The 25,525-nt window shown below is 65.4% G+C and carries 21 protein-coding genes; 14 read left to right on the top strand and 7 right to left on the bottom strand.

Going from position 1 to position 25,525, the window contains the following annotated elements:
* Nucleotides 1–6: 6 nt before the first annotated feature.
* The 6 genes from C7H85_RS16025 to C7H85_RS16000 are packed head-to-tail and all read left to right on the top strand — an operon-like array spanning nt 7 to nt 8,801.
* Complete coding sequence (locus C7H85_RS16025) at nt 7–1,713, top strand: IucA/IucC family protein (protein WP_106730707.1); 1,707 nt, start codon at nt 7–9, stop codon at nt 1,711–1,713.
* Entirely contained in the window at nt 1,700–2,899 is a 1,200-nt protein-coding gene (locus tag C7H85_RS16020) for an MFS transporter (protein ID WP_106730706.1), read from the top strand. The genes C7H85_RS16025 and C7H85_RS16020 overlap by 14 nt, the downstream gene beginning before the upstream one ends.
* A complete protein-coding gene (locus tag C7H85_RS16015) occupies nt 2,896–6,429 on the top strand; it encodes an IucA/IucC family protein (protein WP_106730705.1) in 3,534 nt (1,177 codons plus the stop codon). Before C7H85_RS16020 ends, C7H85_RS16015 begins: the two co-directional genes overlap by 4 nt.
* A complete protein-coding gene (locus C7H85_RS16010) occupies nt 6,419–7,186 on the top strand; it encodes an HpcH/HpaI aldolase family protein (RefSeq protein ID WP_106730704.1) in 768 nt (255 codons plus the stop codon). The genes C7H85_RS16015 and C7H85_RS16010 overlap by 11 nt, the downstream gene beginning before the upstream one ends.
* Complete coding sequence (locus tag C7H85_RS16005; RefSeq protein WP_106730703.1) at nt 7,183–8,403, top strand: type III PLP-dependent enzyme; 1,221 nt, start codon at nt 7,183–7,185, stop codon at nt 8,401–8,403. Before C7H85_RS16010 ends, C7H85_RS16005 begins: the two co-directional genes overlap by 4 nt.
* 2 nt (nt 8,404–8,405) lie before the next feature.
* Nucleotides 8,406–8,801, top strand: coding sequence for a ParB N-terminal domain-containing protein (locus tag C7H85_RS16000; protein WP_106730702.1), 396 nt, complete (start codon nt 8,406–8,408; stop codon nt 8,799–8,801).
* An 85-nt stretch (nt 8,802–8,886) separates the two neighbouring features.
* On the opposite strand, the gene C7H85_RS15995 is transcribed toward C7H85_RS16000, so the two are convergent.
* From C7H85_RS15995 to C7H85_RS15975, 5 genes are read right to left on the bottom strand one after another with little or no spacing between them, the layout of a single operon-like run.
* The gene (locus C7H85_RS15995; protein ID WP_106730701.1) at nt 8,887–9,678 is read right to left on the bottom strand and encodes an ABC transporter ATP-binding protein; all 792 of its coding nucleotides are present in this window, start codon (nt 9,676–9,678) and stop codon (nt 8,887–8,889) included.
* A gap of 3 nt (nt 9,679–9,681) precedes the next feature.
* Nucleotides 9,682–10,653 carry a FecCD family ABC transporter permease gene (locus C7H85_RS15990; protein ID WP_158260108.1) on the bottom strand — a complete coding sequence of 324 codons (972 nt, stop codon included), beginning with the start codon at nt 10,651–10,653 and terminating at the stop codon, nt 9,682–9,684.
* Nucleotides 10,650–11,651, bottom strand: a complete 1,002-nt coding sequence (locus C7H85_RS15985) for a FecCD family ABC transporter permease (protein WP_106730699.1) — start codon at nt 11,649–11,651, stop codon at nt 10,650–10,652. The genes C7H85_RS15990 and C7H85_RS15985 overlap by 4 nt, the downstream gene beginning before the upstream one ends.
* Nucleotides 11,632–12,531 (bottom strand): ABC transporter substrate-binding protein, encoded by a 900-nt coding sequence (locus C7H85_RS15980; RefSeq protein ID WP_106730698.1) that lies wholly within the window; start codon nt 12,529–12,531, stop codon nt 11,632–11,634. Before C7H85_RS15980 ends, C7H85_RS15985 begins: the two co-directional genes overlap by 20 nt.
* Nucleotides 12,525–14,663: a TonB-dependent receptor gene (locus C7H85_RS15975; protein WP_158260107.1), complete on the bottom strand. Its 2,139-nt coding sequence runs from the start codon at nt 14,661–14,663 to the stop codon at nt 12,525–12,527. The genes C7H85_RS15980 and C7H85_RS15975 overlap by 7 nt, the downstream gene beginning before the upstream one ends.
* 112 nt (nt 14,664–14,775) lie before the next feature.
* On the opposite strand from C7H85_RS15975, the gene C7H85_RS19625 reads away from it, so the two are divergent.
* Nucleotides 14,776–15,009: a hypothetical protein gene (locus C7H85_RS19625; RefSeq protein WP_146140469.1), complete on the top strand. Its 234-nt coding sequence runs from the start codon at nt 14,776–14,778 to the stop codon at nt 15,007–15,009.
* A gap of 140 nt (nt 15,010–15,149) precedes the next feature.
* Nucleotides 15,150–16,010 (top strand): ferric iron reductase, encoded by an 861-nt coding sequence (locus C7H85_RS20275; protein ID WP_106730696.1) that lies wholly within the window; start codon nt 15,150–15,152, stop codon nt 16,008–16,010.
* Here the strand turns inward: C7H85_RS20275 and C7H85_RS15965 are convergent.
* Nucleotides 15,992–17,428 (bottom strand): aminotransferase-like domain-containing protein, encoded by a 1,437-nt coding sequence (locus C7H85_RS15965; protein ID WP_106730695.1) that lies wholly within the window; start codon nt 17,426–17,428, stop codon nt 15,992–15,994. The two genes, C7H85_RS20275 and C7H85_RS15965, sit on opposite strands and share 19 nt — an antisense overlap.
* 102 nt (nt 17,429–17,530) lie before the next feature.
* On the opposite strand from C7H85_RS15965, the gene C7H85_RS15960 reads away from it, so the two are divergent.
* The 6 genes from C7H85_RS15960 (at nt 17,531) to C7H85_RS15935 (ending at nt 24,151) form a co-directional block, all read left to right on the top strand.
* Nucleotides 17,531–18,415 (top strand): DMT family transporter, encoded by an 885-nt coding sequence (locus C7H85_RS15960; protein ID WP_106730694.1) that lies wholly within the window; start codon nt 17,531–17,533, stop codon nt 18,413–18,415.
* A gap of 207 nt (nt 18,416–18,622) precedes the next feature.
* Nucleotides 18,623–19,087: a bacterioferritin gene (gene bfr, locus C7H85_RS15955; RefSeq protein ID WP_106730693.1), complete on the top strand. Its 465-nt coding sequence runs from the start codon at nt 18,623–18,625 to the stop codon at nt 19,085–19,087.
* Between the two features lie 12 nt (nt 19,088–19,099).
* Nucleotides 19,100–19,570 (top strand): bacterioferritin, encoded by a 471-nt coding sequence (gene bfr, locus C7H85_RS15950; RefSeq protein WP_106730692.1) that lies wholly within the window; start codon nt 19,100–19,102, stop codon nt 19,568–19,570.
* A gap of 203 nt (nt 19,571–19,773) precedes the next feature.
* The gene (locus C7H85_RS15945) at nt 19,774–20,274 is read left to right on the top strand and encodes a M48 metallopeptidase family protein (protein ID WP_106730795.1); all 501 of its coding nucleotides are present in this window, start codon (nt 19,774–19,776) and stop codon (nt 20,272–20,274) included.
* A 404-nt stretch (nt 20,275–20,678) separates the two neighbouring features.
* Nucleotides 20,679–22,145 carry a NarK family nitrate/nitrite MFS transporter gene (locus C7H85_RS15940; RefSeq protein ID WP_106730691.1) on the top strand — a complete coding sequence of 489 codons (1,467 nt, stop codon included), beginning with the start codon at nt 20,679–20,681 and terminating at the stop codon, nt 22,143–22,145.
* A 278-nt stretch (nt 22,146–22,423) separates the two neighbouring features.
* Nucleotides 22,424–24,151, top strand: coding sequence for a bifunctional protein-serine/threonine kinase/phosphatase (locus C7H85_RS15935; RefSeq protein WP_106730690.1), 1,728 nt, complete (start codon nt 22,424–22,426; stop codon nt 24,149–24,151).
* A gap of 2 nt (nt 24,152–24,153) precedes the next feature.
* Here C7H85_RS15935 and C7H85_RS15930 read toward each other — a convergent pair whose 3' ends face one another.
* Nucleotides 24,154–25,497 (bottom strand): MmgE/PrpD family protein, encoded by a 1,344-nt coding sequence (locus C7H85_RS15930; protein ID WP_106730689.1) that lies wholly within the window; start codon nt 25,495–25,497, stop codon nt 24,154–24,156.
* Nucleotides 25,498–25,525: the final 28 nt, after the last annotated feature.

Genomic DNA, 25,525 nt, shown 5'->3' with positions numbered 1-25,525 from the left:
ACGCTTATGTTACGGCAACTCTATACGGACCAACTGCAAAAGCTGGTCGATGCGCTTTACATGGAGAACGTCGACGGTTTTTGCGACAGCCTGCGCTTTTCCGGCGCCGTGCTGTCCGTCCGGCTCGACGATGCGATGAGTCTTGGCTTCTCTTGCCGGATGCAAGAGGGGCTGAGGCCCTATCGGGTACAGGATGACGATGTCCGCCTGCAAGACGAAAGGCAGGGTACGCGATGCCGGATATCCCCCCGGGAGGTCATGCCCTATCTGGTGCAGGCGTCCTGGTGGCCCGAGGCGGGCCGGGAACGGGCGGTGCAATGGTGGCAGGAGTGCTTCGATTTTCTCGAGCACCTGCCCGCCCGACTCCCATCGGCCCGCGATGCCGCCACCTCGCCCCTGGCGGCCAGCGAATGCTTCGCCATGATGGCCGATCGCCCCTTCCATCCCTTTGCTCACGCGAAAGGCGCGCTCGCCCGGCTGGTCACCGATTCGCCACGGCTTCACTGGTGGGCCCTGCCCCCCGGCAGCCTGTTGAGCAAACAGTCCCGGCAGCCGGCCGAGCTGCTGCTGAGTGAAGCGGAGCAGGCGGCGCTGAGTGTCCGCCTTCGGCACCTGGCGCCCGGTTACGTCGCCTTGCCCCTGCTCCCCACCCAGCATCGGCTCCTGTTGTCGGAAAGCAATACTTTCGGCGCCGTGGATCTGATCTTCACCACCGCGACCGGCTCTCCCACTTCCTCCCTGCGCACCCTGGCGAGTGCCCGGAACGAAAGGATGCATATCAAGCTTTCCACCAGCGCAAGCACCCTGGGGGCTATCCGTTCCATGCCGCCCCGCTACCTGGTCAATGGCGATGAGGCTTGCCGCCTGCTGACGCAGATCCTGGAGCGGGACAGTGCCCTGACCTCGGCCATCACCCTGTGTGACGAGCACCACTGGTGGGTTGCCGGACGGGAACAGGTGCTGGTCAGGAATCCGGGCCTCCTGGGTTGCCAGATCCGTTTTCTGCCGCCGTTCGACCAGGCCCCGTCAAGCCGCCTGCTCGCCATGTCGGCGTTGAGTTATCCGCACGAGCCGGTCTGGCGGCGGCTCCTGGATGGAGATGCCGACCCCTGGCAGGCCCTCCAGGACCTGAGCCGCTGTTTTATCAACACCTTCCTGAACCTGTGGTGTCACGGCGTGATGCCGGAGTGCCATGGCCAGAACGTACTTGCACGCTATCAACACCGGCAGTTGCACGGCTTTGTTCTCCGGGATCATGACACCCTCCGCATCTGCCCCGCCCGGCTCACCCGGTTGGGATTGCCGCTGCCGGATTATCAGATCGACTGGACGACGCCCAATTCGCTGGTGCTGGCCTCGATGGAGGAACTGCTCGCCTATTTCACGACACTGGGACTGCAGGTCAACCTGTACCCTATCGCCTTGGCCGCACTCCGGCACAGCAACAGGACCGAAGCGGACTTCTGGCGCTGGGTACGGACCTGTATCGAAGATTACGCGGCAGCCCTGCAGGACGAGGAGCTCGGGCGTATCCTGTCCGACAGCCTGCTGAACGCAAAGGCCTGGCCGTTCAAGCAGGTTCTCGGCCCCCTGTTGACGCGGCCCGGCGCCTCGACAGGCATGCCGAGCGCCATGGGAAGTATCCGCAACCCCCTGTTGCCGCTCCCCGCACCCCGGCCCCCGACGGCGGAACCCATGCATGAAGCATCCTAGCGCTATCCATGTCCTCTTGTGCTGCCAGTTCCTGGCGACCTTCGGGGTCATGGTGCTGATCCCGGTTATGCCGTTGTATCTGGAAAAACTGGCGGACGACATGAGCACCGCGATGCTCTGGTCCGGTATCGCCCTGGCCGCTCCCGCCATCGGCGGCGTGCTGTCGGCGCCCTTGCTCGGGCGCCTGGCCGACCGCTGGGGATACCGCCCCATCCTGTTCCTGGCCTTGGGCGGGTTCTGCGTGTCGCTGCTGCTGATGTCCTTCGCCGGCACCCTGGCCCAGTTTCTTGCCGCCCGGCTGCTGCTTGGCTTTTGCGGCATATCCCTCGTCATCACGGCCTATACCGCCCATATGGCGGAACCTTCCGGCAAGGGCATGCTGCTGGGACGCTTGCAAAGCGCCATGGCACTGGCTTGCCTGAGCGGTCCCCTGCTCGGGGGGCTGTTCATGGACCGCTGGGGAATGGAACTCTTGCTCAATATGACCGCGGCCATGACCTGCGTCGCCCTCGTTGCCGCCGCGCTTTGTCTTCATGACGCCTCGCCCCGTTCCTGCCATCGGGACCAACCCGAGCCGCCGTTGCGCAAACGCTGGTTCTGCCGGTGGCCCACCTTGTCCTGGCTGGCGGCGGGGGCGCTGGCCCAAGGCGGCGCCTTTGCCCTGGTCACCTGCTTTGCCCTCTATGTCAGCGAGCTCGGCGACCCGCGCTTTCCCGCCGCCACCCTCACGGGAGGACTCCATGCACTGGCCTGGGCCGCGACTTTCCTGGCCGGCAGCTACTGGGGGAAGCGTAACGACCGGGGCAGTGCCCGGGGCAGCTTTATCATGGCCTCGGCCGGATGCGGCAGCGCCATCCTGGTCATGCTGTATGCGGACAGCCTATGGCAGCTCGCCCTGCTTCGGCTGGTGCAGGGCTTCTGCCTGGCCGCCCTCACCCAAACGGTCGTTTATATCGTCAGCAACCGGGTCCATCCCCGCCACCAGGGACAGGCGATCGGAACCGCCAACAGCGCCCTGGTCTCGGGACAGCTGATAGGGCCACTAACGGTGGCGGCCGTCTATCCGTTCTTTCACGCCAGTGGCGCCATGGCGGCCAGCGCGGCTCTTTTTATTGCCGCCGGCCTCCTGTTGCTCACCAACAAACACCCCGCTTATTCAACCTGTACAGAGGCAACCAGACCATGACGTCAACAATGGACAGCCGTTGGCACCACAAACTGTTCGAACAATACCTGAACACCTTTTTCCGAGAGACCGGCCTCGATATCCATCGGCATCTGGTTTCATACCAGGACAACCCTTATGCCGATCAACTGGCGATGAACGATGGCGAGCTCGGCTTTGCCTATCACTTTACCGCCTCGGACAAGATCCTGTACGGCACCATCAGCCACCTTTCCCTGACCGGTTATCACCGCTACGGCGCCACCTTCCTGCTGCAGCAAAACGGAGCCAGTCTGGCCGAGACGCTGGACGAGATCCGGCCCTTGCTGAGGCTTATCTGCGAGCAGTTGGCCCTGAATGCCGGCCAAGGGGCCGAGCAGCGGCAACAGGCCGTCAACCTGTACGAAAAGATGTGCAACAGCGTCGAAAAGTCCGGCTTTTTCCTGAATACCCGAAAAGAAAAGGTCGCGGTATTGTCGGTAACCGAGGACTTCACCGCCGCGGAACAGGGCATGCTGCTCGGGCATCCCTTCCATGTCACCTCGAAGGCCAGCATGGGGTTTTCGGAAGAAGACATGAAACGCTACAGCCCCGAACTGGGCGCTTCGTTCAGGCTCCACTACTTCGCCGTGGCGCCGGCGCTGGTGCGGACCCTGTCCAGCGGTGCCGATGTCTCCCAACTGCTCGATCCGGCGGCGCGCCAGGAGGCGGCCAGGCTACTGGGAACCAGGGCGGGCCAGTACCAACTTGTCCCCTGTCATCCCTGGCAGGCCAATTTTCTGCTGGAGCAACCCGCAGTCCGTCAAAAGCTCGAACAGGAGCTCATTATTTCGCTCGGCCCATTGGGACAGGTGGTCTGGCCGACCTCTTCGGTCCGTACCGTATGGATGCCGGAAAGCAGGCTGTTCCTCAAGCTTTCCCTGGATGTACGCATCACCAATTTCATCCGCAACAATCCACCCGAGCAGATGATACGGGCGATCGATGCCAGCCGCCTGCTGCACCAACTGACGCCGGAGGAAACCGACGACGCCCTGCGCCTGTTGCCCGAGCTGGCCGCCCAGACCCTGGAGCTGGCGGGGCTGGAGGCTGCTTTCGGCATCATTTACCGGGCCGGCCTGGATGATGAAGCTCTCGAGCAGACCCGGATCCTGGGAAGCCTGGTGGAGGAGTGCCCGATGACCGGAGCGCTGCCGCTGGGCCATTATGTGCGACAAGCCGCCGGGCTCGCCGGTAAAGACATCACCGCTGCATTCGTCGCCGACTGGTGGCGCCAATATACCAACGTCTCGCTGCTGCCGGCCCTGAAGTTGTTTGCCACCACCGGGATCAGCCTCGAAGCCCACCTGCAGAACAGCCTGATGCGGTTTCGCCAGGGCACCCCCGTCCAGCTCGTGGTGCGCGACATGGAGGGGGTGAGCGTCGCCAGCGACTCCATGCTGGCGCCACGCTGCACCGCCGTCGGCCCGGAAAGCTCGGTATGGTACTCCGCCGACGAAGCCTGGTTCCGCTTCAAGTACTATCTCGTGGTCAACCACATCGCCCACCTGATCGGCGCCCTGGCCAGGTCGTTTCCGGTCAGTGAGGCCCGGCTCTGGCAGACGACCGGGCAGGCACTGGCCGACGCGAACCTCGGTGGCCGGGCCCAAAGCTACGCCCAGGAATTGCTGCAGGCCCGGTCTCTGCCGGCAAAAGCCAACATGCTGAGCACCTTTAACGGCACAGGAGAGAGCCCCGCCTGGGTCAATATTCCCAACCCCCTCAGTGCCTATCGTTACCGTGACCTCACCCCCCTGGCCGAAACGGATGATGCCACCGCCTACCGGCAGGCGGAGCAGCGTGTCGTCCAGCAGCTGCTCGAAGCCCTGTTGTACGAGCAGGCCCTCCCCTGCCGGCATGAACAGGACGGGTTGCTCATTCCCGTGTCGGCGACCCTGAGCTACCGGTGCCAGGCCAGGATCAGCACCAGCTTTTCCCGGGTCCGGATCCGGCCAGGCTCCGTGCAGCGGTGGGAATCCGGGCAGGCCGGCCCGGTGTCACTCAGGCAACTCATGGCGGATATCGGCCGGATAGTGGAGGCCGATGCCGAACGCTGGCAGCAATTCCACCAGGAACTCACGGAGACCCTGGCCAAGCATGCCCAGACGCTGCAGCACAGCACCGTCACGCCCCTGCGCGAGCTGCCTTATTTCGAGCAGGAGGCGCGCATCAACAACGGCCACCTGTACCACCCCAGCTTCAAGTCCCGGGTGGGTTTCGATCTGGATGAAAACAAGCGCTACGGCCCGGAGCTGTCGGCCGGCTTCCCCCTCGTCTGGCTGGCCGTCGACAGAGCACTGGCCCATCTGGGAGTCAGCCGCTCCACCAGCCTGGAGGCCCTGTACCGCCGGCATTTCTCATGCGAGGAATACGGCGCCATTCACCGCCAGATCCGCGCCGCGGGCAACAAACCGGAAGACATGGTACTGCTTGCCGTTCATCCCTGGCAGTGGCGCAAGATCATCCGGGTTTTTTACCAGGACATGCTCACCCAGGGCAGGATCATCAAGCTGGATGTCACCGGCCCGGCCTACCTGCCACAGCAGTCCATCCGGACCCTGTCCGACATCAGCGACCTGGGTGCACCCTCGCTGAAACTGGCCATGAGCCTGCTGAATACATCCACATCCCGGGTGCTCGCGCCCCATACCGTCAGCAATGCCGCCAGGATCAGCGATTGGCTGTGGCACCTGGTGCAGACCGACGATCGCCTGCCGGAGGACAGAAAGCCCATCATACTGCGCGAGATCGCCGGCATCGGCATCACGCCTCCCGCCCCGCTGCAAAAGCAGTACGGCGCGCTCGCCTGCATCTGGCGTGAAAGCGTCTACCGCCATCTGTCGGAGCGGCAGTCGGCCACCCCGGTGACCGCCCTGGTGCAGCTCGACATCGACCAACGACCGCTTATCGATCCCTGGATCCGGCAATACGGCATCGGCGCCTGGCTGACCGCCCTGCTCGAACGTGTTTATCTGCCGGTCATGCACATGCTCTGGTATCACGGCACGGCGCTGGAGTCCCATGCCCAGAATATGCTGCTGGTGCATGAGCAGGGCATGCCGGTCAGGGTGGCGCTGAAGGATTTCCACGACGGCGTGCGTTACAGCAAATCATTGCTCCACGATGCCGTCCAACTTCCCGAGCTCACCGACGCGCCACAGGCCCACGCCCGGGTGAATCCGAACTCGTTTCTGGAAACGGACGACGCCAACGAGTTACGGGACTTCACCCAGGACGCCCTGTGCTTCGTCAACCTTGCCGAACTGGCCTGGTTTCTGGCCCAGCACTACCACTTTGCCGAGCAGGAGTTCTGGGCCCTGGCAAGGCGTGTGGTACGGCAATACCAGTCGGACCAGCCGGATCTCGCCCCGCGTTTCCGGCTGTTCGACTTCTTTGCCGACCGTATCGATGTCGAGCAACTGGCCAGCCGCCGTTTCCTGCCGGAAGTCCGGCTGCGGGTGATGCCGGTCGCCAATCCGCTCTGCGAGGAGGAGCACCATCATGGCCACTAGTTCCCTCAAGAGCCGCCTCTTTGCCGGCGAGGCATGTTTCGGCCTGTTCTGCTCCATCCCCTCTGCCGTCGCATTGGAGCAACTGGCGGTGGCAGGGTACGACTTCGTCATCATCGATCTGGAACACACCCTGATCAGCCCCGAACAGCTGGAAACGATGCTGCTGGCGGCACGGGCGCAGCGCCTGGATGTCCTGGTACGGGTGCCGCTCCGGGCACCGCACCTGGTGCTGCCCCTGCTCGACGCCGGGGCGGCGGGCATCGTCTTTGCCCGCGTCGAGGATGCAGACCAGGCAAGGCAGGCCGTCGAGCTCTGCCACTATGCCCCGCGAGGGCAGAGGGGACTGAACTCGACCAGGGCCAGCCGTTACGGCGCCGACGACCTGGCGGCATACACCCGGGGGGCGGCAGCCGACACCCTGGTGGTGGTGATGATCGAAAGCCGGCAAGGGCTCGACCATCTTGCAGCCATCGCCGGGGTCGATGGCGTCGACGTCGTCCTGGAAGGGGCGGCGGATCTGTCCCAGTCCCTGGGATTGCACTGGCAAACCCAACACCCCGAGGTGCGCGCGACCATCGAGCGGATGTACGCCATCACCCGGTCGGCCGGCAAGGCATTCTGTGCCTTGCCGCGCGACCCGCAAGCCATCCGGCACTGGCGGCGGCAAGGCGTCTCCATGTTCGTGCTCGGTGACGACAGGGGCATCATGCGCCGGGCTCACCAGGCTCATCTTCAAACCCACAAGGAAATATCATGACCCTGCCTTTTTCCATCGAACCACTCCGGCGCCACCTGGCGGGGCAGGACGCGCCGGCCTGCGCCTATTATTACGATCTCGATCACCTTGAGCAGCGAATCGAATCGATCGTCGGCGAACTTCCGGATAACGTCCGCTTCTACTACGCCATCAAGGCCAACTCCGACACTCCCGTGCTGCAGACCCTGGCCCCGCACATCCATGGTTTTGAAGTCGCCTCGCTGGGAGAGGTCCACAAGGCCCGCCGCGCCGCGCCCGCCAGCCCCATCGCCTTCGGTGGTCCGGGCAAGACCGGGCCGGAACTGGAAGGCGCCCTGGCCGCGGATGTCGAGCTCTACCATATCGAGAGCTACCTACAACTGGTCCGGCTGAATACCCTGGCCGCCAGGGCGGGAAAAACGGTGAAGGTGTTGCTGCGGGTCAATCCCCGCTTCACCCTGCCCGACGCCACCCTGCAGATGGCCGGCAAGCCCACCCAGTTCGGCATCGATCAGCACGAGATCGAGGAAATTCTGGACAACCTGGGCCGGTATTCACAGCTCCGCTGTGTCGGTTTCCATTTCCATGCGATATCCAACAACCTGGATGCCCACAGCCACCTGATGCTGGTCCGCCGCTATATCGAGCTGACCCTGTCCTGGCAGCGACGGTATGGCCTGCCGGTCGAAGTCCTCAATATCGGCGGCGGCATCGGCATCGACTACGCCCCCGACGGCCGTCAATTCGACTGGCCGCACTACTGCCGCGGGCTGGCAATGCTGCTGGAGAGCGGTGACATCGCCTTCAGCCTGGCGATGGAATGCGGACGTTTCGTCACGGCAACATGCGGCTGCTACGTGACCGAAGTGACGGACATCAAGCGCAGCCACGACGAACATTTCGCCATTCTTCGCGGCGGCAGCCACCAGTTCCGCCTGCCTTCCTCCTGGCAACACAACCATCCCTTCCAGGTATTGCCGACCGAGTCATGGCCATGGCCCTGTCCCCGCCCCGGCGTGACCCGGCAGAACATCACCCTGTGCGGGGAGCTGTGCACCCCCAAGGATGTGCTCGCCCGCCGGGTCGAGGTCGAGCAACTGCGTGTGGCGGATCTCGTCCTGTTCGAACAGGCGGGGGCCTATGGCTGGCACATTTCGCATCACGACTTCCTGAGCCACCCGCATCCCGCGCGCATTTACCACCGCAACGGGCAACTGTTTTTTACCGAGGAACACTGATCATGCTTTGTGCAAAGCCGATAACCCTGGTCGACATCGACGCCATTCGTCCCAACGAGGAGGTCTATGCCGAGCAGGTCGACTGGCTGGTCAACAAAATAGCGGACGAAAAAATCTGGCGCATCCCCCTGACCCTGGACAAGGACAGCCTGTCCATCATGGATGGCCATCACCGGAGAACGGCGGCGTTACGCCTGCGGTTGAAGCGTATCCCCTGCCTATTGCTGGACTACCACGAGGTGGATTTCATCAGCACCCACCCCTCGATGCAGGTCACCCCCCTGCTGGTACGGGAGTTTTCCCTCCAGGGGCGCTTGTTTCCCCCCAAGAGCACCAGGCATGTCTTTTATGGCCCCCTGCCCACCTGCAATATCTCCTTGAGCCTGCTCAGGGGCTGAGTGCAGCAAAAACAGGCAACCCGGTGCACCCGGGTTGCCCGCCGGTAAACGGAGCCTTCGCCCTTTGCTTGCCGCTGCAACGCGGCTAGCGGCACCCCGCCAGGGGGATCAGCAGCGGGCAGCCGGCCTGGGGATGGGGCCGGATGTCGCAGTGCAGGCCGAAGATGGCGTCGACCAGTTCGGGGGTGGCGGTCTGCGCCGGCGAGCCTTCGGCGACCAGCCGGCCCTGCTTCATGTAGATGAGGTGGTCGGCGAACTCGAAGGCCTGGTTCAGATCGTGCAGCACCAGCACCAGGGTCTTGTCCTGCTCCCGGTTCAGTCGCCGGAGCAGGTTGAGCAGCTCGTACTGGTGGCTGAGATCCAGGTAGCTGGTCGGCTCGTCCAGCATCAGGATGTCGGTCTGCTGGGCCAGCACCATGGCCAGCCAGGCCCGCTGCCGCTGTCCGCCGGAGAGGGCGGAAAGGCGGCGCTCCGCCAGGGGCGCCATGTCCGTCTGCCGCAGCGCCTCGGCCACCGCCCCATGGTCCGCCGGAGCCGGCGGCAACAGGGGCCGGCGGTAAGGGTAACGGCCCATCATCACCAGCTCCGCTACCGTCAGGGTATCGGGCGCGGCGGGATGCTGGGGCAAAAACGCCAGCCGGCGGGCCAGCCGGCGCCCCGGGATGGCGGCGAGCTCCTCTTGCCCGATCCGGATGCGCCCTTCCCGGGCGGGCTGCAACCCGGCCAGGGTCTTGAGCAGGGTCGACTTGCCGCAACCGTTGGCCCCCAGCAGCACCGTGATGCAGCCCGCCGGTATCGCCACGTCCTGCCGCTCGATCAGCAGCTGGCCACGGTAGCCGACGCTCAGGCCCTCGGCCCTGATGGCATCCTCGTTCATCTCTTATTTTCCTCGCAAACGTTGTTGCCAGAGCAGCAACAGCACAAACACCGGTACCCCCAGCAAGGCCAGCAGCAGGCCGGCCGGCAGTTGCACCGGCGCGAACAGGCTCCGGCCGAGCCAGTCGGCCAGCAGGGTCAGCAGGGCGCCGTAGCCCATCACCGGCAGCGCCAGTTTGCCGGGCTGGGGCGGATGCAGGGCCCGGGCGAGGTGGGGCGCCAGCAGGCCGACGAAGCCGAGGGTACCGGCCGCCGCCACCGCCATGGCGCTCAGGGCGCAGGCCAGCAGTAGGCACAGGCTTTCCAGCAGGGTGACGGGGGTGCCCAGCATGCGGCTGCTCAGGGGATCGAGCAGCAGCGGCGCCAGTTGCCGGCACAGCAGCCAGCCGGCGGGCAGCAACAGCGCCGCCCAGCCCAGGGTGGTAAGCGCCGTGTCGCCGTGGCTGCCGGCGAAGCTGCCCGCCAGCCAGGTCATCACCATGGCGATCTGCTGGCTGTCGGCCAGGATCAGCAGGCAGCCGATCAGGGCGCTCAGCAGGCTGCTCAAGCCGATTCCCATCAGGATCAGCGCCACCGCCGCCGTGCCCCGGCTCAGCCACCACAGCAGGGCCGTGCTGGCCAGGCCGCCCAGCAGCCCGAGCAACGGCAGCCACTGGGGGGAAAGGCCGGGTATCAGCAGCAACGCCAGCACCACCGCCAACGCCGCCCCCTGGTTGATACCGATGATGCCGGGATCGGCCAGCGGGTTGCGGGACAGGGTCTGCAGCAGCAGCCCCGCCAGCCCGAGCCCGGCTCCCACCAGCGCCGCGGTCAGTACCCGAGGCAGGCGCAGCTCGCCGATCAGTTGCAGCGTCAGGCTGCGATGCTCCGGCGCCAGCAGCAGCGACAGGGTGTCGACGCTGCCGTTGAGCAGGCACCAGGCCAGCACCGGCGGCAGCAACCACAGATAACCGTAATGACTCAGATGTCGTTTCACCGCTCGAGGTACCTCCGTCGTACCAGCCACAGGAACCAGGGCACCCCCAGCAGGGCCAGCGCCATGCCCGGCGGCAGCCGGTCCTGTTCATCAACGGCCAGCACCAGGCCATCCGCCGCCGCCAGCAGGCCGGCGCCCAGCACCATGCTGCCGATCAGTTGCCGGTGCAACCGCTCGCCCAGCCAGAAGCGGGCCATGTGCGGCACCACCAGGCCCACGAACAGGATAGGGCCGCTCACCGCCACCGAAGCCGCCGTCAGCAGCAGCACCACGGCCGACACCGCCAGCAGCACCAGCACCGGGTTCAGTCCCAGGCTGCGGGCGGTGTCGCCCCCGGTTTCCAGTATTTCCAGCGGCCGGCCGCAGAGCAGCGCCAGCAGCAGGGCGGGAAAAACCAGGGCGGCCAGGGGGGGAAGCTGGGCCGGCACCACCAGCGACAGGGAGCCCGCCAGCCAGAAGCGGATCACGTCCAGCGCGTGCTGATCCAGCAGCAGCAGCATGGTTCCCAGGCCGCCGAGCAGGGTGCTGAGCAGAGCGCCGAACAGCAACAGGCTGTCGGCCGCCAGCCGGCCGGTGGCCAGCCTGACCACGCCGAACACCAGCACCATGGCCAAGGCGGCCCCGCCCAGGGCCGCCAGGCAGGCATGCCACAGGGTAAAGGGCAAGGGCGAGATCAGCAGGCACACCAGCCCCAGGGCCGCGCCCTGGTTCAGCCCGAGCAGGCCGGGGCTGGCCAGGGGGTTGTGGGTCAGCCGCTGCAGCAGGCAACCGGCGGTACCCAGGGCCGCGCCGATCAGCAGGGCCGCCAGCAGCCGGGGCAACCGCAGTTCGGTCAGCACCAGGTAGTCGACGGGCGGCATCGCCTCGCCGCCACCCAACAGCCAGCGCCAGCCGGGCCCGGCCAGGTTATCCCCGCCGAGCAGCAGGGCCAGCGGCAACAGCAGCAACACGGCCAGCGGCAGCCAACGCCGCCAGGGGCTAACGGGGCGAGTAGTCATCGATAATCCGCTCCAGATCCACCAGCACCTTTTCCGCCGCCAGCGGACCTATGCCCAGCATCCAGTAGCCGTCGTCCACCTCGTAGAGCCGCCCGCCGAGCAGCGGCCAGAAGGCGGAATCCCGCCAGCGCCGGATCAGCGACCCCTTCTCGGGGGCGTACTCGCTCAGCAGTATGATGTCGCCGTCCAGGGCCTTGATATGGCGCGGCGACGCCAGTTGCCGGGCGAAGCCGCCCCCCGCCTGGGACGCAGGCCGGTCCAGCCCGCAATGCGCCAGCAGGCTGCCGACGAAGGAGTCGCGCAGGTACAGCCGGACGTGGGTCTGCATGGAGCGCACCAGCGACAGGGTGGGATGGCCCTTGCGGGCATGGAGGGCGGCGATGCGCCGGCAGCGGGCATCGATGGCCGCGAGCCGCCGCTCCGCTTGCGGCTCGCGGCCAAGGGCCCTGGCAAAAAGGAGAAAGTTCTCCGCCCAGCTGGCGCCGACGTTCTCGCTGAACACGGTGGGCGCCATGCCGGACAGCAGGGGATAGAGCCGGCCATGGCGCAGCCGGCTGCCCAGGACCAGATCGGGCTGCAGTTGCATCAGCCGTTCCAGATCCGGCTCCTGTACCACCCCCAGCGACGCCGGCGATGCCGCCTGCGCCAGGTAGGCGGGGAACTGCCCGACCTGATAGGGGGTCGTGGCGGCGATGGGCGTCACTCCCAGCGCCAGGGCCATGTCCAGCTCGCCGGTATCCAGCACCGCCACCCGCCGGGGTTGTGCGGGCACGCAGCTCTCGCCCATGGCATGCGACAAAAGGCGGCACCCGGCCGCCTTTTCGCCCCAGGCCGGCGGGTGCAACAGCACCAGCAGCGGCAGGAAGAGCCATGTTACCACCGGTACTGGTAGCCCAGCTTCAGGGTCGCGCCGCTGGCGGGGATATGGCTGGTGTTCTTGCCGTCCCGCAGCAACTGGCCATAGACGTGGTAGTAATCCTTGTTCAGCAGGTTTTCCACGCCCAGGTTGAAGCCGTGCCGGCCCAGGTCGTAGCGAGTGCTGTAATCCAGGGTGGTATAGCTGTCGACCTGGCGGCTGCCGAAGCCCACCTGATCCTTGAAGGCGTCGTCCCGGGAGCCGCTGTAGTTGGCCTGCAACCGGTGCAACCACTGATCATGGGGGTGGTACTCCACATAGGCGCGCACCTGCAGCGGCGGGATACGATAGCCGTTGAGCGCCTTCCATTCCTGGGCTGCCTCGTTGTAGCTTTCGCCTTCCATCCAGGTCAGCAGGCCACCCAGTTGCCACTGTTCGTTGAGCCAGTGATCCAGGGTCGCTTCCACCCCGTAGATCCGCTCTTTCGCCCGGCTCTGGGCAAAGGCGAAGTCCTGAATCACCACCGGGCCCAGATCCGAGGTGCTGTAGAACAGGGCCAGGCTGCCCTGGGTATAGCCCCAGTCGCCCCGCCAGCCCAGCTCGTAGTTGTCGGTCTTGATCGGCTTGAGCTGGGAGTCGTTCACGTTGAAGCCGGCGGGGGCGATGCGCAATTGCAGCCCCAGATCCGGCAATTCGAAGCCCTGGGAGAAGTTGCCGTAGAGCTCCATGCTGTCGGTCAGGCTGTACACCAGGCCGGCATTGAACAGGAAATCGTCGAAGCTGACGTCGCCGCCCTTGATGTCGTTGCCCAGCCCCAGGGTGGTGAAGTCGTCGAAGGAGGCTTTGGCATGCTCGTAGCGGGTACCGGCTTCACCGCGCAGGCGCTCGCTGAAGTCGTACTCCAGCTGGGCGAAGGCACCGATATTGCGCTGGGTCAGCGGCGGCATGAACAGCCGATCCCCGGTATCGACAAAGACCAGGCCGCCGCTGTTGTCGAAGGCCGTGCCGTCATAGGTGGTCACCGGCATTTCCGATTTCTCCCGACTCAGATCCAGCCCCCAGCGCAGCAGGGTGTTGTCGTTCAGCGCCGAGTTGATGGTCAGCCGGCTGCCGAGGGTTTCGCTGTCCAGGTAGGTCTGCACCAGCTGCCCCCAGGTAGCGATGTTGCGGGCATCGAAGGGGGTGAAGCGGGCATGGTAGTCGCGGTAGTACAGCTGGGCGTCCACCACCCCCAGCGGGGTCTGGTCGGCATTCCAGGCCAGGTTCACGAAGCTGTTGCGGGTGCGGTTTTGCTCGTCCAGTTGCAGCCCGGAAATGGCCCGGGCCCGGGCATCTCCCGGCGCCGCGGCATTGACCGCCGGATCCGAGGCATAGTCGGTGTCCTGTTTGGCGTCGAGATGATTGGCGGACAGGGTCAGGGTGCCGGCGTCGAGATGCCAGCTGACCTTGCCGGCCAGGCTGAGGCTGTCGGTATCCGACAGGTCGCCCTGGCTGGGCTCGGGCGCGATGCGAGAGCCATTGCCGTCGAAGGCCGCGCCCTGGTGCTCCCAGGCCACGTTGAAACCGTAATCGACGGTCTCGTTGCCGCCGCCCAGGGACTGTTCGCCGCGATAGCCCAGGCCGTCCCCCGTCACCCGGGACAGGGAGCTCTGTACCCCCAGCCTGGTCACGGCTTCGTGCCGGCTGCGCCGGGTGATGATATTGACCACGCCACCGGCGGCGCCGCTGCCGTAGACGGCGCTGCCGCCGCGCAGCACCTCGATGCGTTCGATATTGGCGGGATCGATGTTCATCAGGTCGCGGCTGACGTTGCGGCTGGTGTTCTGCGGAATACCGTCGATCAGCACCAGCAGGTTGCGCCCGCGCAGGGTCTGGTTGAAGTTGGTCAGGGTCTGGCTGGCCGGCGCCATGCCCGGCACCGTCTTCGCCAGCACTTCTCCCAGGCTACGGGCGGTTTGCAACTGGGTGTCCATCTGCTCGCGGTCGATCACCGTTACCGCATGGGCCAGCTCGCTCGCCTCCATCCCCTGGCGGGTGGCGCTGACCACCACCGTATCCAGTTCATAGGGCTGCGCCGCCTGGGCCTGGGCGTCCACCGCCAGCGGGGCCGCCACCATCATCGCCAGCACCGGCGACACCTTGTTCATCTTGCTCATATAATCCTTGCTCTGTGCTGAAGGCCGACATCCATGGGCAGGCGAAGAGCGACCTTCTTCCTCTCCGGCCTGTCCTTCTTGGTGGCTAGAACTTCGGCTGGCCTGACGGCCGATGGTGACCATGCCTGCATGCCATGGCGGTAAAAAAGCGGTTCCTTCGCATAATAAGCACAACACCAACTCAAATGATAATAATTTTTATTTGCTTATTATTTTATATATTTATCTTGATTGCAATAAAACCAGGGAACTTTTTACTCTTGATGTTGACGTTGCGGAAACCGGTCGCCCTATCTTTGTTCTCTGCGGCAATGTGACGGCTGCCTGCGATGCTACCGGCCTCTAAACGAATACGGGACCATGACGACGCCCAGGCCCATCAGGTGTCGACCGCGATCCCGGCATTGAAATAAAAATAATTCTCGTTAATATTCTTTGATAAATTCTGGCCCTATTCCGGCCACCTTATTTCCCGACGAGGACCCCATGCAGGCAAGCGCTTCCCTCCGGATCCCCCTGGCATTCCCTTCCCTGGCCGAGGAGCTGGCCGAGCTGTCGGCCCGGCTGGGGGAAAGCGGCTGGTCGTGCGGCGCCGCCGGCCCGGACTGGACCCCGGCCGGGGCGCTGATGACGCCTGGATCGGCGCTGCTGGAGGCCTGGCTGGAGCACGAGGGCAGCCATTACCCCGATACCGATCTCAAGACCCGCTGCTCTTTCCTGCTCGGCCGCTACGCCTGGTACCTGGCCCTGCCCCTGGCCGGGCTGCTGTTGCTGGGCGGGCGGCTGCCCGGGTTCGGCCCGGCGCAGCTGGCGCTGAAAATGGAGGAGTACCAATGGCGGCATGAAGGCCAGGAAGGCACCGCCCGCCGCCTGCTGCTGCGCTTTGCCGCCGGCTACCCGGCCGACGCCGGGGAAGAGACGGAACGGCGGCTGCAGCACGGGATCGAGACTCATATGGCCCCATTGGTGAGCCTGCTGCACCGGCGCTGCGGCCTGCCCGAGCGGGGCCTCTGGTGCCTGGTGGCGGACTCGGTGGCACTGGCCTTTCTGCACGCGGGCCAGCAGCTCGGCTGCGAGGAGCGGGCCAGGGCCCTCGCCCTGGCCGTGCTCAAGGAGCCCGACTCCCCGCTGTACAACCGCAAGACCGGCTTCGTCGACATCGTCTTGCCGGACCCGGACCACCCCGGGCGCGAACCGGCCCGGCGCAGCTTCCGCACCCGCGCCGGCTGCTGTCGCTTCTACACCACCCAGGGCGGTCGTTACTGCACCACCTGCGTCCGGGAGCACCCGGAAAACCGGGACCGCCGCCTGCGCGAACTGGTGCGGGCTCAACTGGCCGCGGACTGAGCGGCCAGCTCCAGGGCCTCACCCAGGCCCCGCCACACCGCCTCGTGCTGGCACTGGGCGATATTGATGCGCATATGGCTGTCCGCCTCGGGCTGGCGGCTGAAGTGGCGCCCCGGCGCCAGCAGCAGGTCGTGCTCGGCGGCCAGGCCGGTGAGCCGGCCGGCGCCGATGCCGTCCGGCAGCCGCAGCCAGCAGAAGAAGCCGCCTGCCGGGCGGTGTTCCACCCGGAATCCCATCGCCTCGAAACGCGCCAGGGTCGGCTCCCGCACCTCGTCCAGCCGCCGCCGCAGCTGCTCCAGGTGGCGGCGGTAGCGGCCGCCGGTGAGCAGCCGGTACATGATGGTCTCGGTGGCGGTGGAGGTGGACATGCCGGTGATCAGCTTGATGTCGGTGAGCTCGGCGATCATCGCCGGGTTGCCGGCGATAAAGCCGACTCGGAAGTCCGCCGACAGGGTCTTGGACAGGCTGCCCAGGTAGAGGGTGCGCTCGAAGCCGGCCAGGCTGGCGTAGCGCAGGCTCTGCCAGGGGTCGAAGTCGGCGTAAATGTCGTCTTCCAGCAGCCAGCAGCGGTGCTCGGCGAGCAGGCTCAGCACCTTGTAGGCCCGGCCGCGGCCGACGCTGGCCCCCACCGGATTGCTCAGCACCGAGTTGGTGATGTAGAGCACCGGCTGGTGCTCGGCCAGAACCTGGCGCAACACCGCCAGATCCGGTCCCTCCAGCCTCCGCGGCACCGGCACCGGCACCGCCCCCACCAGCCGCAACAGGGTCAGGAAGTTGTAGAAGCCGGGATCGTCCACCAGCACCCGATCCCCGGGCCGCACCAGGGCGCGCAGCACCAAATCCACGCCATGGGAGGCGCTGGCAGTCATCAGGATCTGGGACGGATCCGCCTGGATATTAAGCTGTTCCAGCCGCAACGCCAGCTGGCTGCGCAGGGCGGGATGGCCCTGGGCGCTGCCGTATTCGGTGAGCGGCGCCGGCTGCCGGGCCAGCTCGCGCAGGGCGGAGCGGATGTCCTGATCCCCCAGCCAGTCCGCCGGCAGGCAGCCGCTGCCGGGCTTGTAGCGGAAGCGCTCGGTGTCCATCACCTGGCGCAGCAGCGCCACCTCCTGGGCCATGGCGCTGGCGGAAGCATCCACCTCCAGCACCAGCCGGCGGGTTTGCGGGCTGCGCGCCACGTAAACGCCGCTGCCCTGGCGGCTGACCACCAGGCCGGCGGCCACCAGCCGCTCGTAGGCGTCGGCCACGGTGAAGCGGCTCACTGCAATCTGCTCGGCCAGGGTGCGAATGGAGGGCAGCCGCTCGCCCGGCTTCCAGCGCCCCTCCCCGATGGCCTGGGTGGCGTGGCGCACCAGCTGCTCCACGAAAGGATGGCTGTCGGCCTTGTCGAAGGCCCAGTCGGCGGCGGTAATTGTCATGGCGTAGCTACCTGTACACTCGGGTCGATTTTATAAGAAGTGTCCTGATTGTCTGGTAGTAAAGCGACTAAGCTGACCAAAAGCAAGCAACCGGAGTCCGCCATGAAGACCACCAGCCCGCCTTCCCTCGATACCCGCCCCCTGCTCGGCATGGCCTGGGGCCTGCTCGGGGTGATGACCTTTTCCGCCGGCCTGCCCGCCACCCGCATCGCGGTGCAGGAAATGCCGGCGCTGTTCGTGGGCGCCGGCCGCGCCGGCCTGGGCGGGGTACTGGCCCTGCTGCTGCTGGCGGCCACGCGCCAGTCCCTGCCGAGCGGGCACCAGTGGGCCCGGCTGGCGGTGGTGGCCGCGGGGGTGGTGTTCGGCTTTCCCATCCTCTCCTCCCTCGCTCTGGAAACGGTGTCGGCCACCCACAGCGTGCTGGTCACCGCCCTGCTGCCCCTGTGCACCGCCCTGGCCGGCGCCTGGCTGCACCGGCACCGGCCGAAGCCCGCCTTCTGGCTGTGCGCCCTGGCAGGCACGGCGCTGGTGCTGCTCTACGCCGGACAGCAGGCCCAGGGCCACTGGCAGTTGGCGGATCTGTGGCTGTTGCTGGCCTGCGTGCTGTGCGGTCTGGGCTATGCGGAAGGGGCACGGCTGACCCGGGAGCTGGGTAGCTGGCAGGTGATCTGCTGGGCGCTGGTGCTGTCGTTGCCGCTGCTGACACCGCTGATCTGGCTGAGCCGCCCCGAGCCGGCCCTCACCAGCCCGGCGGGCTGGCTGAGCTTTCTCTACCTCGGCAGCTGCAGCATGTTCCTGGGCTTTTTCTTCTGGTACAAGGGGCTGGCCCTGGGCGGCGTGACCCAGGTCAGCCAGGTGCAGCTGCTGCAGCCGTTCGGCGCCCTCTGGTTCGCCGCCCTGCTGCTCGGCGAGCCTGTTTCGGCCCAGGCCATCTGGATCTGCCTGGCCGTGGTGGCCTGCGTGGCACTGGGCCGGCGTTACGCCTGAGCCAGCGGAGAGGTCAGCGAGGGCGCTTCCGGCCGAAGGGAATGCACAACGGGGTGGCGAAACAGGAGGCCGGGCCGGTGCGTTGACGCCACCGAAAGAGCCCTACCTCGCACGCCCCTCGGTTTTATGGAGATATTCGGATTTCCCGCCTAGGCTTTAGTGGCGAAAGCACCATACCCTCACCCCAGTTGCCACGGGAGGCCCCCCATGAAAGGCGACAAAAAAATCATCGATTACCTGAACCAGGTCCTGACAACAGAACTGACCTCCATCAACCAGTATTTTCTCCATGCCCGTATGTTCAAAAACTGGGGGCTGAAAGAGCTGGATGAAAAAGAGTACAAGAAATCGATCAAGGACATGAAGCAGGCCGATACGGTGATCGAGCGGGTCCTGTTCCTCGAAGGCTTGCCGAACCTCCAGAAGCTCGACCCGCTGCGTATCGGAGAACACGCCGAAGAGATGCTGCAGTGCGATCTGAGCCTGGAGCTGGAGCAACTGACCCTGCTGCGCGAGGCCATCGGCTACTGCGAGTCCAAGGGTGACTACGTCAGCCGGGAAATACTGGAAGATATCCTCGAATACGAGGAAGAGTATGTCGACTGGCTGGAAACCCAGCAGACCCTGATACGGGATGTCGGCATCGGCAACTATCTGCAGGCACAGATGTAGGGAGAGTTGGGCATGAAAGGCAACAAGAAGGTCATCGACACCCTGAACGAGCTGCTGGCCGGAGAGTTAACGGCCATGGATCAGTATTTTATCCATTCCCGCATGTATCAGGACTGGGGCTTCAACAAGCTGTATGAACGCATCAATCACGAATTCGACGACGAAAAAGGCCATGCGGCGGCGCTGATCGAACGCATTCTGTTTCTGGAAGGAACACCGGACATGACCCAGCGCGCCGCTCTGAAGGTCGGAAAGAACGTTCCGCAGATGCTCAAAAACGACCTGCAGCTCGAATACGACGTCGACAAGGCGCTGAAAAGCGCGATCAAGCTCTGCGAGGACCAGAAGGATTACCAGAGCAGGGAGATCCTTGAACAGATGCTGGCCGATACGGAGGAAGACCATGCGTACTGGCTGGAAAAACAACTGGGCTTGATCGACAAGGTCGGGCTGCAGAATTACCTGCAGTCCCAGATGGGATGAGCAGGCGCCGACCGATACGGGCAGAAACACCGGCAACGGCCGGTTCCGCCATATAACCCGGTCCGGACGGAGGTGAATCCTCTCGCTGGCCCGGGCATGGCGGCCGACATGGCCCGGGACCGGCGTCACGCCCGAGGCCGCGGGGACAGGACGCCCGGCTTCGGCTTATAATGGGCCTTCGATTCATGCAGTACGGGGCCGCCGTGAATACCCTCAAATACCTCACCGGTTATCCGGAAAGCATTCAACTCCAGGCCGGCGAGCTGCTCGACAGCGGCCGGCTGGGCGATTACCTGCAGCGCAAATACCCGCAGCGCCATCCGGTGCAAAACGACAAGGCGCTGTACGACTACATCAACGGCCTCAGGAATCAGTACCTGCGCAAGAGCCCGCCGCTCAGCCAGGTGCGTTACGACAGCAAGCTCAACGTGCTCAAGCAGGCGCTCGGCATGCACAGCTACCAGTCGCGGGTACAGGGCAGCAAGCTCAAGGCCCACAACAGCATTACCGTCGCCGCCCTGTTCCGGGAGGCGCCGCCGGAATTCCTGCGCATGATAGTGGTCCACGAGCTGGCCCATTTTAAGGAAAAGGAGCACAACAAGGCCTTCTACCAGCTGTGCTGCCATATGGAGCCGGCCTATCACCAGCTGGAACTGGATACCCGACTCTGGCTGCTGTGGCGGGACCGGCAGAAGAACGCTTAGGGCTGTGTTGCCGGCCACGCGACTGAAGCCGCGGAGGTAATCGGTAGGGTCCATTTCAATGGACCATTTCCGCAACCAGCCCTGATTTGGTCGAATAAATTCGACCCTACAACCCTGGCCAGGGCTCCGTGCTGTCGATTTCAATCAACCCCTCGCACGCCAGGCACAGCACCTTCATGGCGCAAATTACCACTTTAGTGGTACCACTTTGGTGCAATAGGTCTTTTTCTGCACACTGATTGTGCATTCCACGGCCGGAGCGCCTTAACTTGGTGCTCACGGCCCCGTCGCCTCTCCTGCCACTCGGTCATAATACTCAGTAAAAACAAGGAATTGTCAGCTTGGCATGATTCCGGCTTGTCACCGTACAACATTGTTGTAACGGTCTCTGCGAGAACATCTACATGACTGCTTCAAAACTCAAGCTTCTATCCTTCAGCGGCAACAGCCGCATCCTGCATCTGACCTGGCTGGCGTTTTTCATCAGCTTCGTGGTCTGGTTCAACCACGCTCCCCTGCTGGTCTTTATTCGCGACAGCATGGGGCTGACCAGCCAGCAGGTTTCCACCCTGCTGATCCTCAACGTGGCCCTGACCATACCGGCGCGCATCGTGGTGGGCATGCTGGTGGACAAGTTCGGCCCCCGGATCATGTATTCGCTGCTGTTGGGGCTGGCCAGCCTGATCTGCTTCTTCTTCGCCCTGGCCCAAAGCTTCGAGCAGATGGCGCTGGCCCGCTTCCTGCTGGGCTTTGTCGGCGCCGGTTTCGTCATCGGCATCCGCATGATCTCCGAGTGGTTCCCCGCCAAGCAGGTGGGCCTGGCCGAGGGCATCTACGGCGGCTGGGGCAACTTCGGCTCCGCCGCCGCCGCCATCGCGCTGCCGGCCATCGCCCTGCTGATCGGCGGCGAGCACGGCTGGCGCTACGCCCTGGGCCTGACCGGCGCCATCGCCCTGGTGTATTCCTTCGTCTACTACTTCGGCGTGTCCGACACCCCCAAGGGCTCCACCTACTTCAAGCCCAAAAAGTCCGGCGCCATGGAAGTGACCAGCCGGGGCGACTTCGTGCTCTACATCGTCATGAGCCTTCCCCTGTACGCGGCCCTGGCCCTGCTTACCTGGAAGCTGTCGCCGGCCGGCGTGTCCCTGCTCTCCGCCACCGCCAGCACCCTGATCTACGCCGTGCTGGCGGCGCTGTTCGCCTGGCAGCTGTATCACATCGTCAAGGTCAACAAGGGGGTGTTCCACCAGCCGGTGCCGGCCATCCACCGCTACAAGTTCAAGCAGGTGGCGGTGCTCAACCTGGCCTACCTGGCCACCTTCGGCGCCGAGCTGGCGGTGGTGTCCATGCTGCCGCTGTTCTTCAGCGACAGCTTCGGCATCAGCGCGGTGCAGGCGGGCATCCTGGCCTCGGCCTTCGCCTTCATGAACCTGGTGTCCCGCCCCTGCGGCGGCCTGTTCAGCGACCGGCTCGGCCGCAAGAAGACCCTGACTCTGAGCCTGGCCGGCGCCGCCATGGGCTTTTTCCTGATGGGGCTGATGGACGGCAGCTGGCCGCTGGTGCTGGCGGTGCTGGTCACCATGGCTTGCTCCTTCTTCGTGCAGGCCGGCCAGGGCGCCGTGTTCGCGGTGGTACCGCTGATCCAGCGCCGCCTCACCGGCCAGATCGCCGGCATGACCGGGGCCTACGGCAACGTGGGCGGGGTGGTGTTCCTCACCGTGCTGTCCTTCGTCTCGCCCCAGGTATTCTTCTGGGTGATCTGTACCGTGGCCGCGTTCACCATGGTGGCGGTGCAGCTGATGGACGAGCCGAGCGGCCAGATGGCGGAAGTGCTGCCCGACGGCACGGTGCAGATGATAGATGTACACTAAATAACTGTTCCGAATAGTAGATCACTACCGGCAGCGACTGGGTTCCGCTAAGCAGACCCTCCGCGCCAGGGATGGCGCGGCGGAGCCTCCTGGGGGCGAGCTTGCTCTCCGTGACGAGCGGTTTCGGCCTGACCGAACATCCAGTGAATGTTCGCAGCAGGTCGAAACCGTGAGTGTCATACCTTACACGGCGTGTCTGCGTGCGGGGCCCAGTCGATGTAGCACTATCAGGATCGGCTATTCAGGACTCCGCCCAGCCACACAGCCAAGGACCGCCTTTGACCACCAGCCTCCATGTCCGCTGCGGCCAGCACTCGCTGGCCGGGCGCAAAGCCGAAAACCAGGATGCCCTGGGCTTTTATGTTCCCGACAATCCGCTGCTGCTCGACGCCAAGGGCCTGGCCTGCGTGCTGGCCGACGGCATCAGTAGCAGCGACCAGGCCGCCCTCGCCAGCCAGTCGGCGGTGCGCGGCTTTCTCTCCGACTACTTCAGCACCCCGGACAGCTGGTCGGTCAAGCAGTCCGGCGCCAAGGTGCTCACCGCCATCAACCTCTGGCTGTGCAGCCAGGGCAGCCAGTTCCTGAGCGAATCCCGCTCCGCCGCCACCACCTTTTCCGCCCTGGTGCTCAAGTCCACCACCGCCCACCTGTTCCACGTCGGCGACAGCCGCATTTACCTGTGGCGCAACGATGAACTCGAGCCCCTGACCCAGGATCACCGTGTCCGCCTCGGCAAACAGCGGGAATACCTGGGCCGGGCGCTCGGCATCGACTACGGCCTGGAGATCGACTACAAGTCACTGCCGGCGGAAGCCGGCGACCGCTTCCTGCTGCTGACCGACGGCGTCTACGAGTTCGTGTCCGACGGCGAGATCCGGCGGCTGCTGCGCCAGTACCCGGATCCGGACGCCTGCGCCACCGCCATCTGCGAGGCGGCCCTGGCCGGCGGCAGCGACGACAATATCAGCTGCCAGATCCTGCAGATTGACCAATTGCCCCGGCCGGAGGTGGACGAAGTGGTGGCCCGGCTCACCGCCCTGCCCTTTCCGCCGGAACTGGAACAGGGCATGGTGCTCGACGGCTACCGCATCCTGCGCGAGCTGCACGCCAGCTCCACCAGCCAGCTCTATCTGGCGGTGGACACCGACAGCGGCGACAAGGTGGTGCTCAAGACCCCCTCGGTCAACTTCGAGGACGATCCCGCCTACCTGGAGCGGTTCCAGCTGGAGGAGTGGGTGGGCCGGCGCATCAGCAGCCCCCATGTGGTGCGGGTGATCGAGCAGCAACGGCCCCGGCATTTTCTCTACTATGTGCTGGAATACCTGGAGGGGCGCACCCTGGAGCAAAAGCTGGACGACGACGGCCCGCTGCCCCTGGGCGAGGTGCGCCGGCTGCTGCCCCAACTGATTGCGGGGCTGCGCGCCTTTCACCGGCTGGACATGCTGCACCAGGATCTCAAGCCCGGCAACATCCTGGTCAGCGACGACGGCCTGCTCAAGATCATCGACTTCGGCTCCGCCCGCATCGCCGGCATCGCCGATATCGCCACCCCGCTGGAGCGCAAGACCCTGCTCGGCACCAAACAGTACACCGCCCCCGAATACCTGCTCGGCACCCGGGTCGGCCCTCGCTCGGATCAGTTCGCCCTGGGCTGCATCCTCTACCAACTGCTCAGCGGCCAGTTGCCCTACGGCGAGCGGCTGGCCGCCGCCAGCGGCCGGGGTCAGCTCAACCGGCTGCGTTACCGCAGCCTGCGCCACTACCAGCCGCAACTGCCGCACTGGGTCGACAAGGCCATCGGCAAGGCGGCGGCCCTCGATCCGGCGCAGCGCTACGAGGCGCTGTCGGAGCTGGAGGCCGATCTGCGGAAACCCAACCCGGCCTTCCTGCGCGAGGAACAGCTGCCGCTGGTGGAGCGCCACCCGCTCGCCTTCTGGCGGGTGCTGTCACTGCTGCTGTTGCTCGGCAATATCCTGCTGCTGGCGCTGCTGCTGGCCCGGGACTGAGTTCATTCCCCCTCGTGGCCACACGCCGAACGGGACAAGTCGTCCAGCAACCCGGCCAGCCCGGCGTTATCCAGTTCCGCCAGCTGCAGTATCTGCCGCCTGAGCCCAAGCCGATGCGTATCGGACAGCCAGGGAGCGGCCAGAAGGTCAAACTTGCCCAGCAGTTCCTCCCGCTCCAACGGGTTTTCGGGATTGCCCCGGGCGACGGCGGCGGCCGATGTCAGCGCGCTGCCGTCCTCGAACAGGATGCGGGCATGGGCCCAGCGTTCGGCCGGAAACAGGCGGTTGTAGCCGGCCTCTTCATGACAGAAAACCCGCTCGCTCAGCCACCGACGCAAGGGGTTGCGCAGACCGGCGCCGGTCTCGGCGATGGCCTGTACCGAAAGACCGTCGTCGAGCAGGGCCGAAGACACGGCAAAGGGCAGGCTGTACTGGGCCTGCTCGGTGGTGGTCGGATGCCGGGTATGCAGCCGGGTCGCTTCATGGAAGCTGTGGATATGGATCTCCCGGATAGCCCCGAGAGTAAACCCCGGCGCCCGGCGCAACTGACGTACCGCTTCCACCGCCGGCTGGGCCCAGCGGCACACCGGATAGGGTTTGAAATACTGCTCCAGCAGATACCAGCGTCGTCCCAGATCCGCCCATATCGGCGCCAGTGTCGCGTCACTCAGGGTCAGCGCCGGCGCCCCGGTAAAACCGGCACGGGCCAGCAGGGCGGCACTGACCCCGGCCAGCGCCCCCCAGCCGGAGCCGTCCTTGAGCATGGTCGGGTGATCGATGCAACGCATCATCTGGCTGCGGGGCCCATGGAATTCGGCCGTCCCCAGTGCCTCTGCAGTTTGGGCCGCATCCAGCCGGAGCAGCCGGGCCGCCACTGCCGCCACGCCGAGACAGTTCCAGGCCCCCGAGGTGTGATAATCGGCGGCACTGGCATGCAGGGCGATACCGGCCCGGGTGGCGATTTCGTAGCCCACCACCAGGCAGGTCAGCAGCTCGGCGCCGCTGAGCTCCCGCTCCCGAGCCAGCGCCAGCAGCCCGGGCAGGATCGCCACCCCCACATGGCCCTTGGTCAGCACCTGGCCGTCGTGGGCGTCGATACTGTCGATCAGCGTCGCCCCGTACAGGGCGGCCCCGCAGGCGCTGGCCCGGCGCCCGTCGAACAGCAGCGGCACCTCGCCGGGATACTGACAGCAAACAAAGTCACCCATGATCCGGCCCAACCGGGTCCCCCGCCCGGCCAGGGCCACCCCGGTCAGGTCGAGCAGGCAGAGGCTGGCCTGTTCGACCACCTCGGCCGGCAGCATGTCGAATTTCAGTTCATGGATAAAATCAACGATGGGTTTCATCGGGTTGTCCCTTATTGACGCCGGACAG

This window comes from Zobellella endophytica, assembly GCF_003012775.1.
Lineage (GTDB): Bacteria > Pseudomonadota > Gammaproteobacteria > Enterobacterales > Aeromonadaceae > Oceanimonas > Oceanimonas endophytica.
Note: the sequence above shows the minus strand (reverse complement) of the source record. Positions and strands in the feature narration are given on the sequence as shown.

Bases quoted from the DNA above. Each gene is read 5' to 3' on its own strand.
- C7H85_RS16025 (WP_106730707.1), top strand. From the start codon at position 7: ATGTTACGGCAACTCTATACGGACCAACTGCAAAAGCTGGTCGATGCG.
- C7H85_RS16020 (WP_106730706.1), top strand. From the start codon at position 1,700: ATGAAGCATCCTAGCGCTATCCATGTCCTCTTGTGCTGCCAGTTCCTG.
- C7H85_RS16015 (WP_106730705.1), top strand. From the start codon at position 2,896: ATGACGTCAACAATGGACAGCCGTTGGCACCACAAACTGTTCGAACAA.
- C7H85_RS16010 (WP_106730704.1), top strand. From the start codon at position 6,419: ATGGCCACTAGTTCCCTCAAGAGCCGCCTCTTTGCCGGCGAGGCATGT.
- C7H85_RS16005 (WP_106730703.1), top strand. From the start codon at position 7,183: ATGACCCTGCCTTTTTCCATCGAACCACTCCGGCGCCACCTGGCGGGG.
- C7H85_RS16000 (WP_106730702.1), top strand. From the start codon at position 8,406: ATGCTTTGTGCAAAGCCGATAACCCTGGTCGACATCGACGCCATTCGT.
- C7H85_RS15995 (WP_106730701.1), bottom strand. From the start codon at position 9,678: ATGAACGAGGATGCCATCAGGGCCGAGGGCCTGAGCGTCGGCTACCGT.
- C7H85_RS15985 (WP_106730699.1), bottom strand. From the start codon at position 11,651: ATGACTACTCGCCCCGTTAGCCCCTGGCGGCGTTGGCTGCCGCTGGCC.
- C7H85_RS15975 (WP_158260107.1), bottom strand. From the start codon at position 14,663: ATGAGCAAGATGAACAAGGTGTCGCCGGTGCTGGCGATGATGGTGGCG.
- C7H85_RS19625 (WP_146140469.1), top strand. From the start codon at position 14,776: ATGGTGACCATGCCTGCATGCCATGGCGGTAAAAAAGCGGTTCCTTCG.
- C7H85_RS20275 (WP_106730696.1), top strand. From the start codon at position 15,150: ATGCAGGCAAGCGCTTCCCTCCGGATCCCCCTGGCATTCCCTTCCCTG.
- C7H85_RS15965 (WP_106730695.1), bottom strand. From the start codon at position 17,428: ATGACAATTACCGCCGCCGACTGGGCCTTCGACAAGGCCGACAGCCAT.
- C7H85_RS15960 (WP_106730694.1), top strand. From the start codon at position 17,531: ATGAAGACCACCAGCCCGCCTTCCCTCGATACCCGCCCCCTGCTCGGC.
- bfr (WP_106730693.1), top strand. From the start codon at position 18,623: ATGAAAGGCGACAAAAAAATCATCGATTACCTGAACCAGGTCCTGACA.
- bfr (WP_106730692.1), top strand. From the start codon at position 19,100: ATGAAAGGCAACAAGAAGGTCATCGACACCCTGAACGAGCTGCTGGCC.
- C7H85_RS15940 (WP_106730691.1), top strand. From the start codon at position 20,679: ATGACTGCTTCAAAACTCAAGCTTCTATCCTTCAGCGGCAACAGCCGC.
- C7H85_RS15930 (WP_106730689.1), bottom strand. From the start codon at position 25,497: ATGAAACCCATCGTTGATTTTATCCATGAACTGAAATTCGACATGCTG.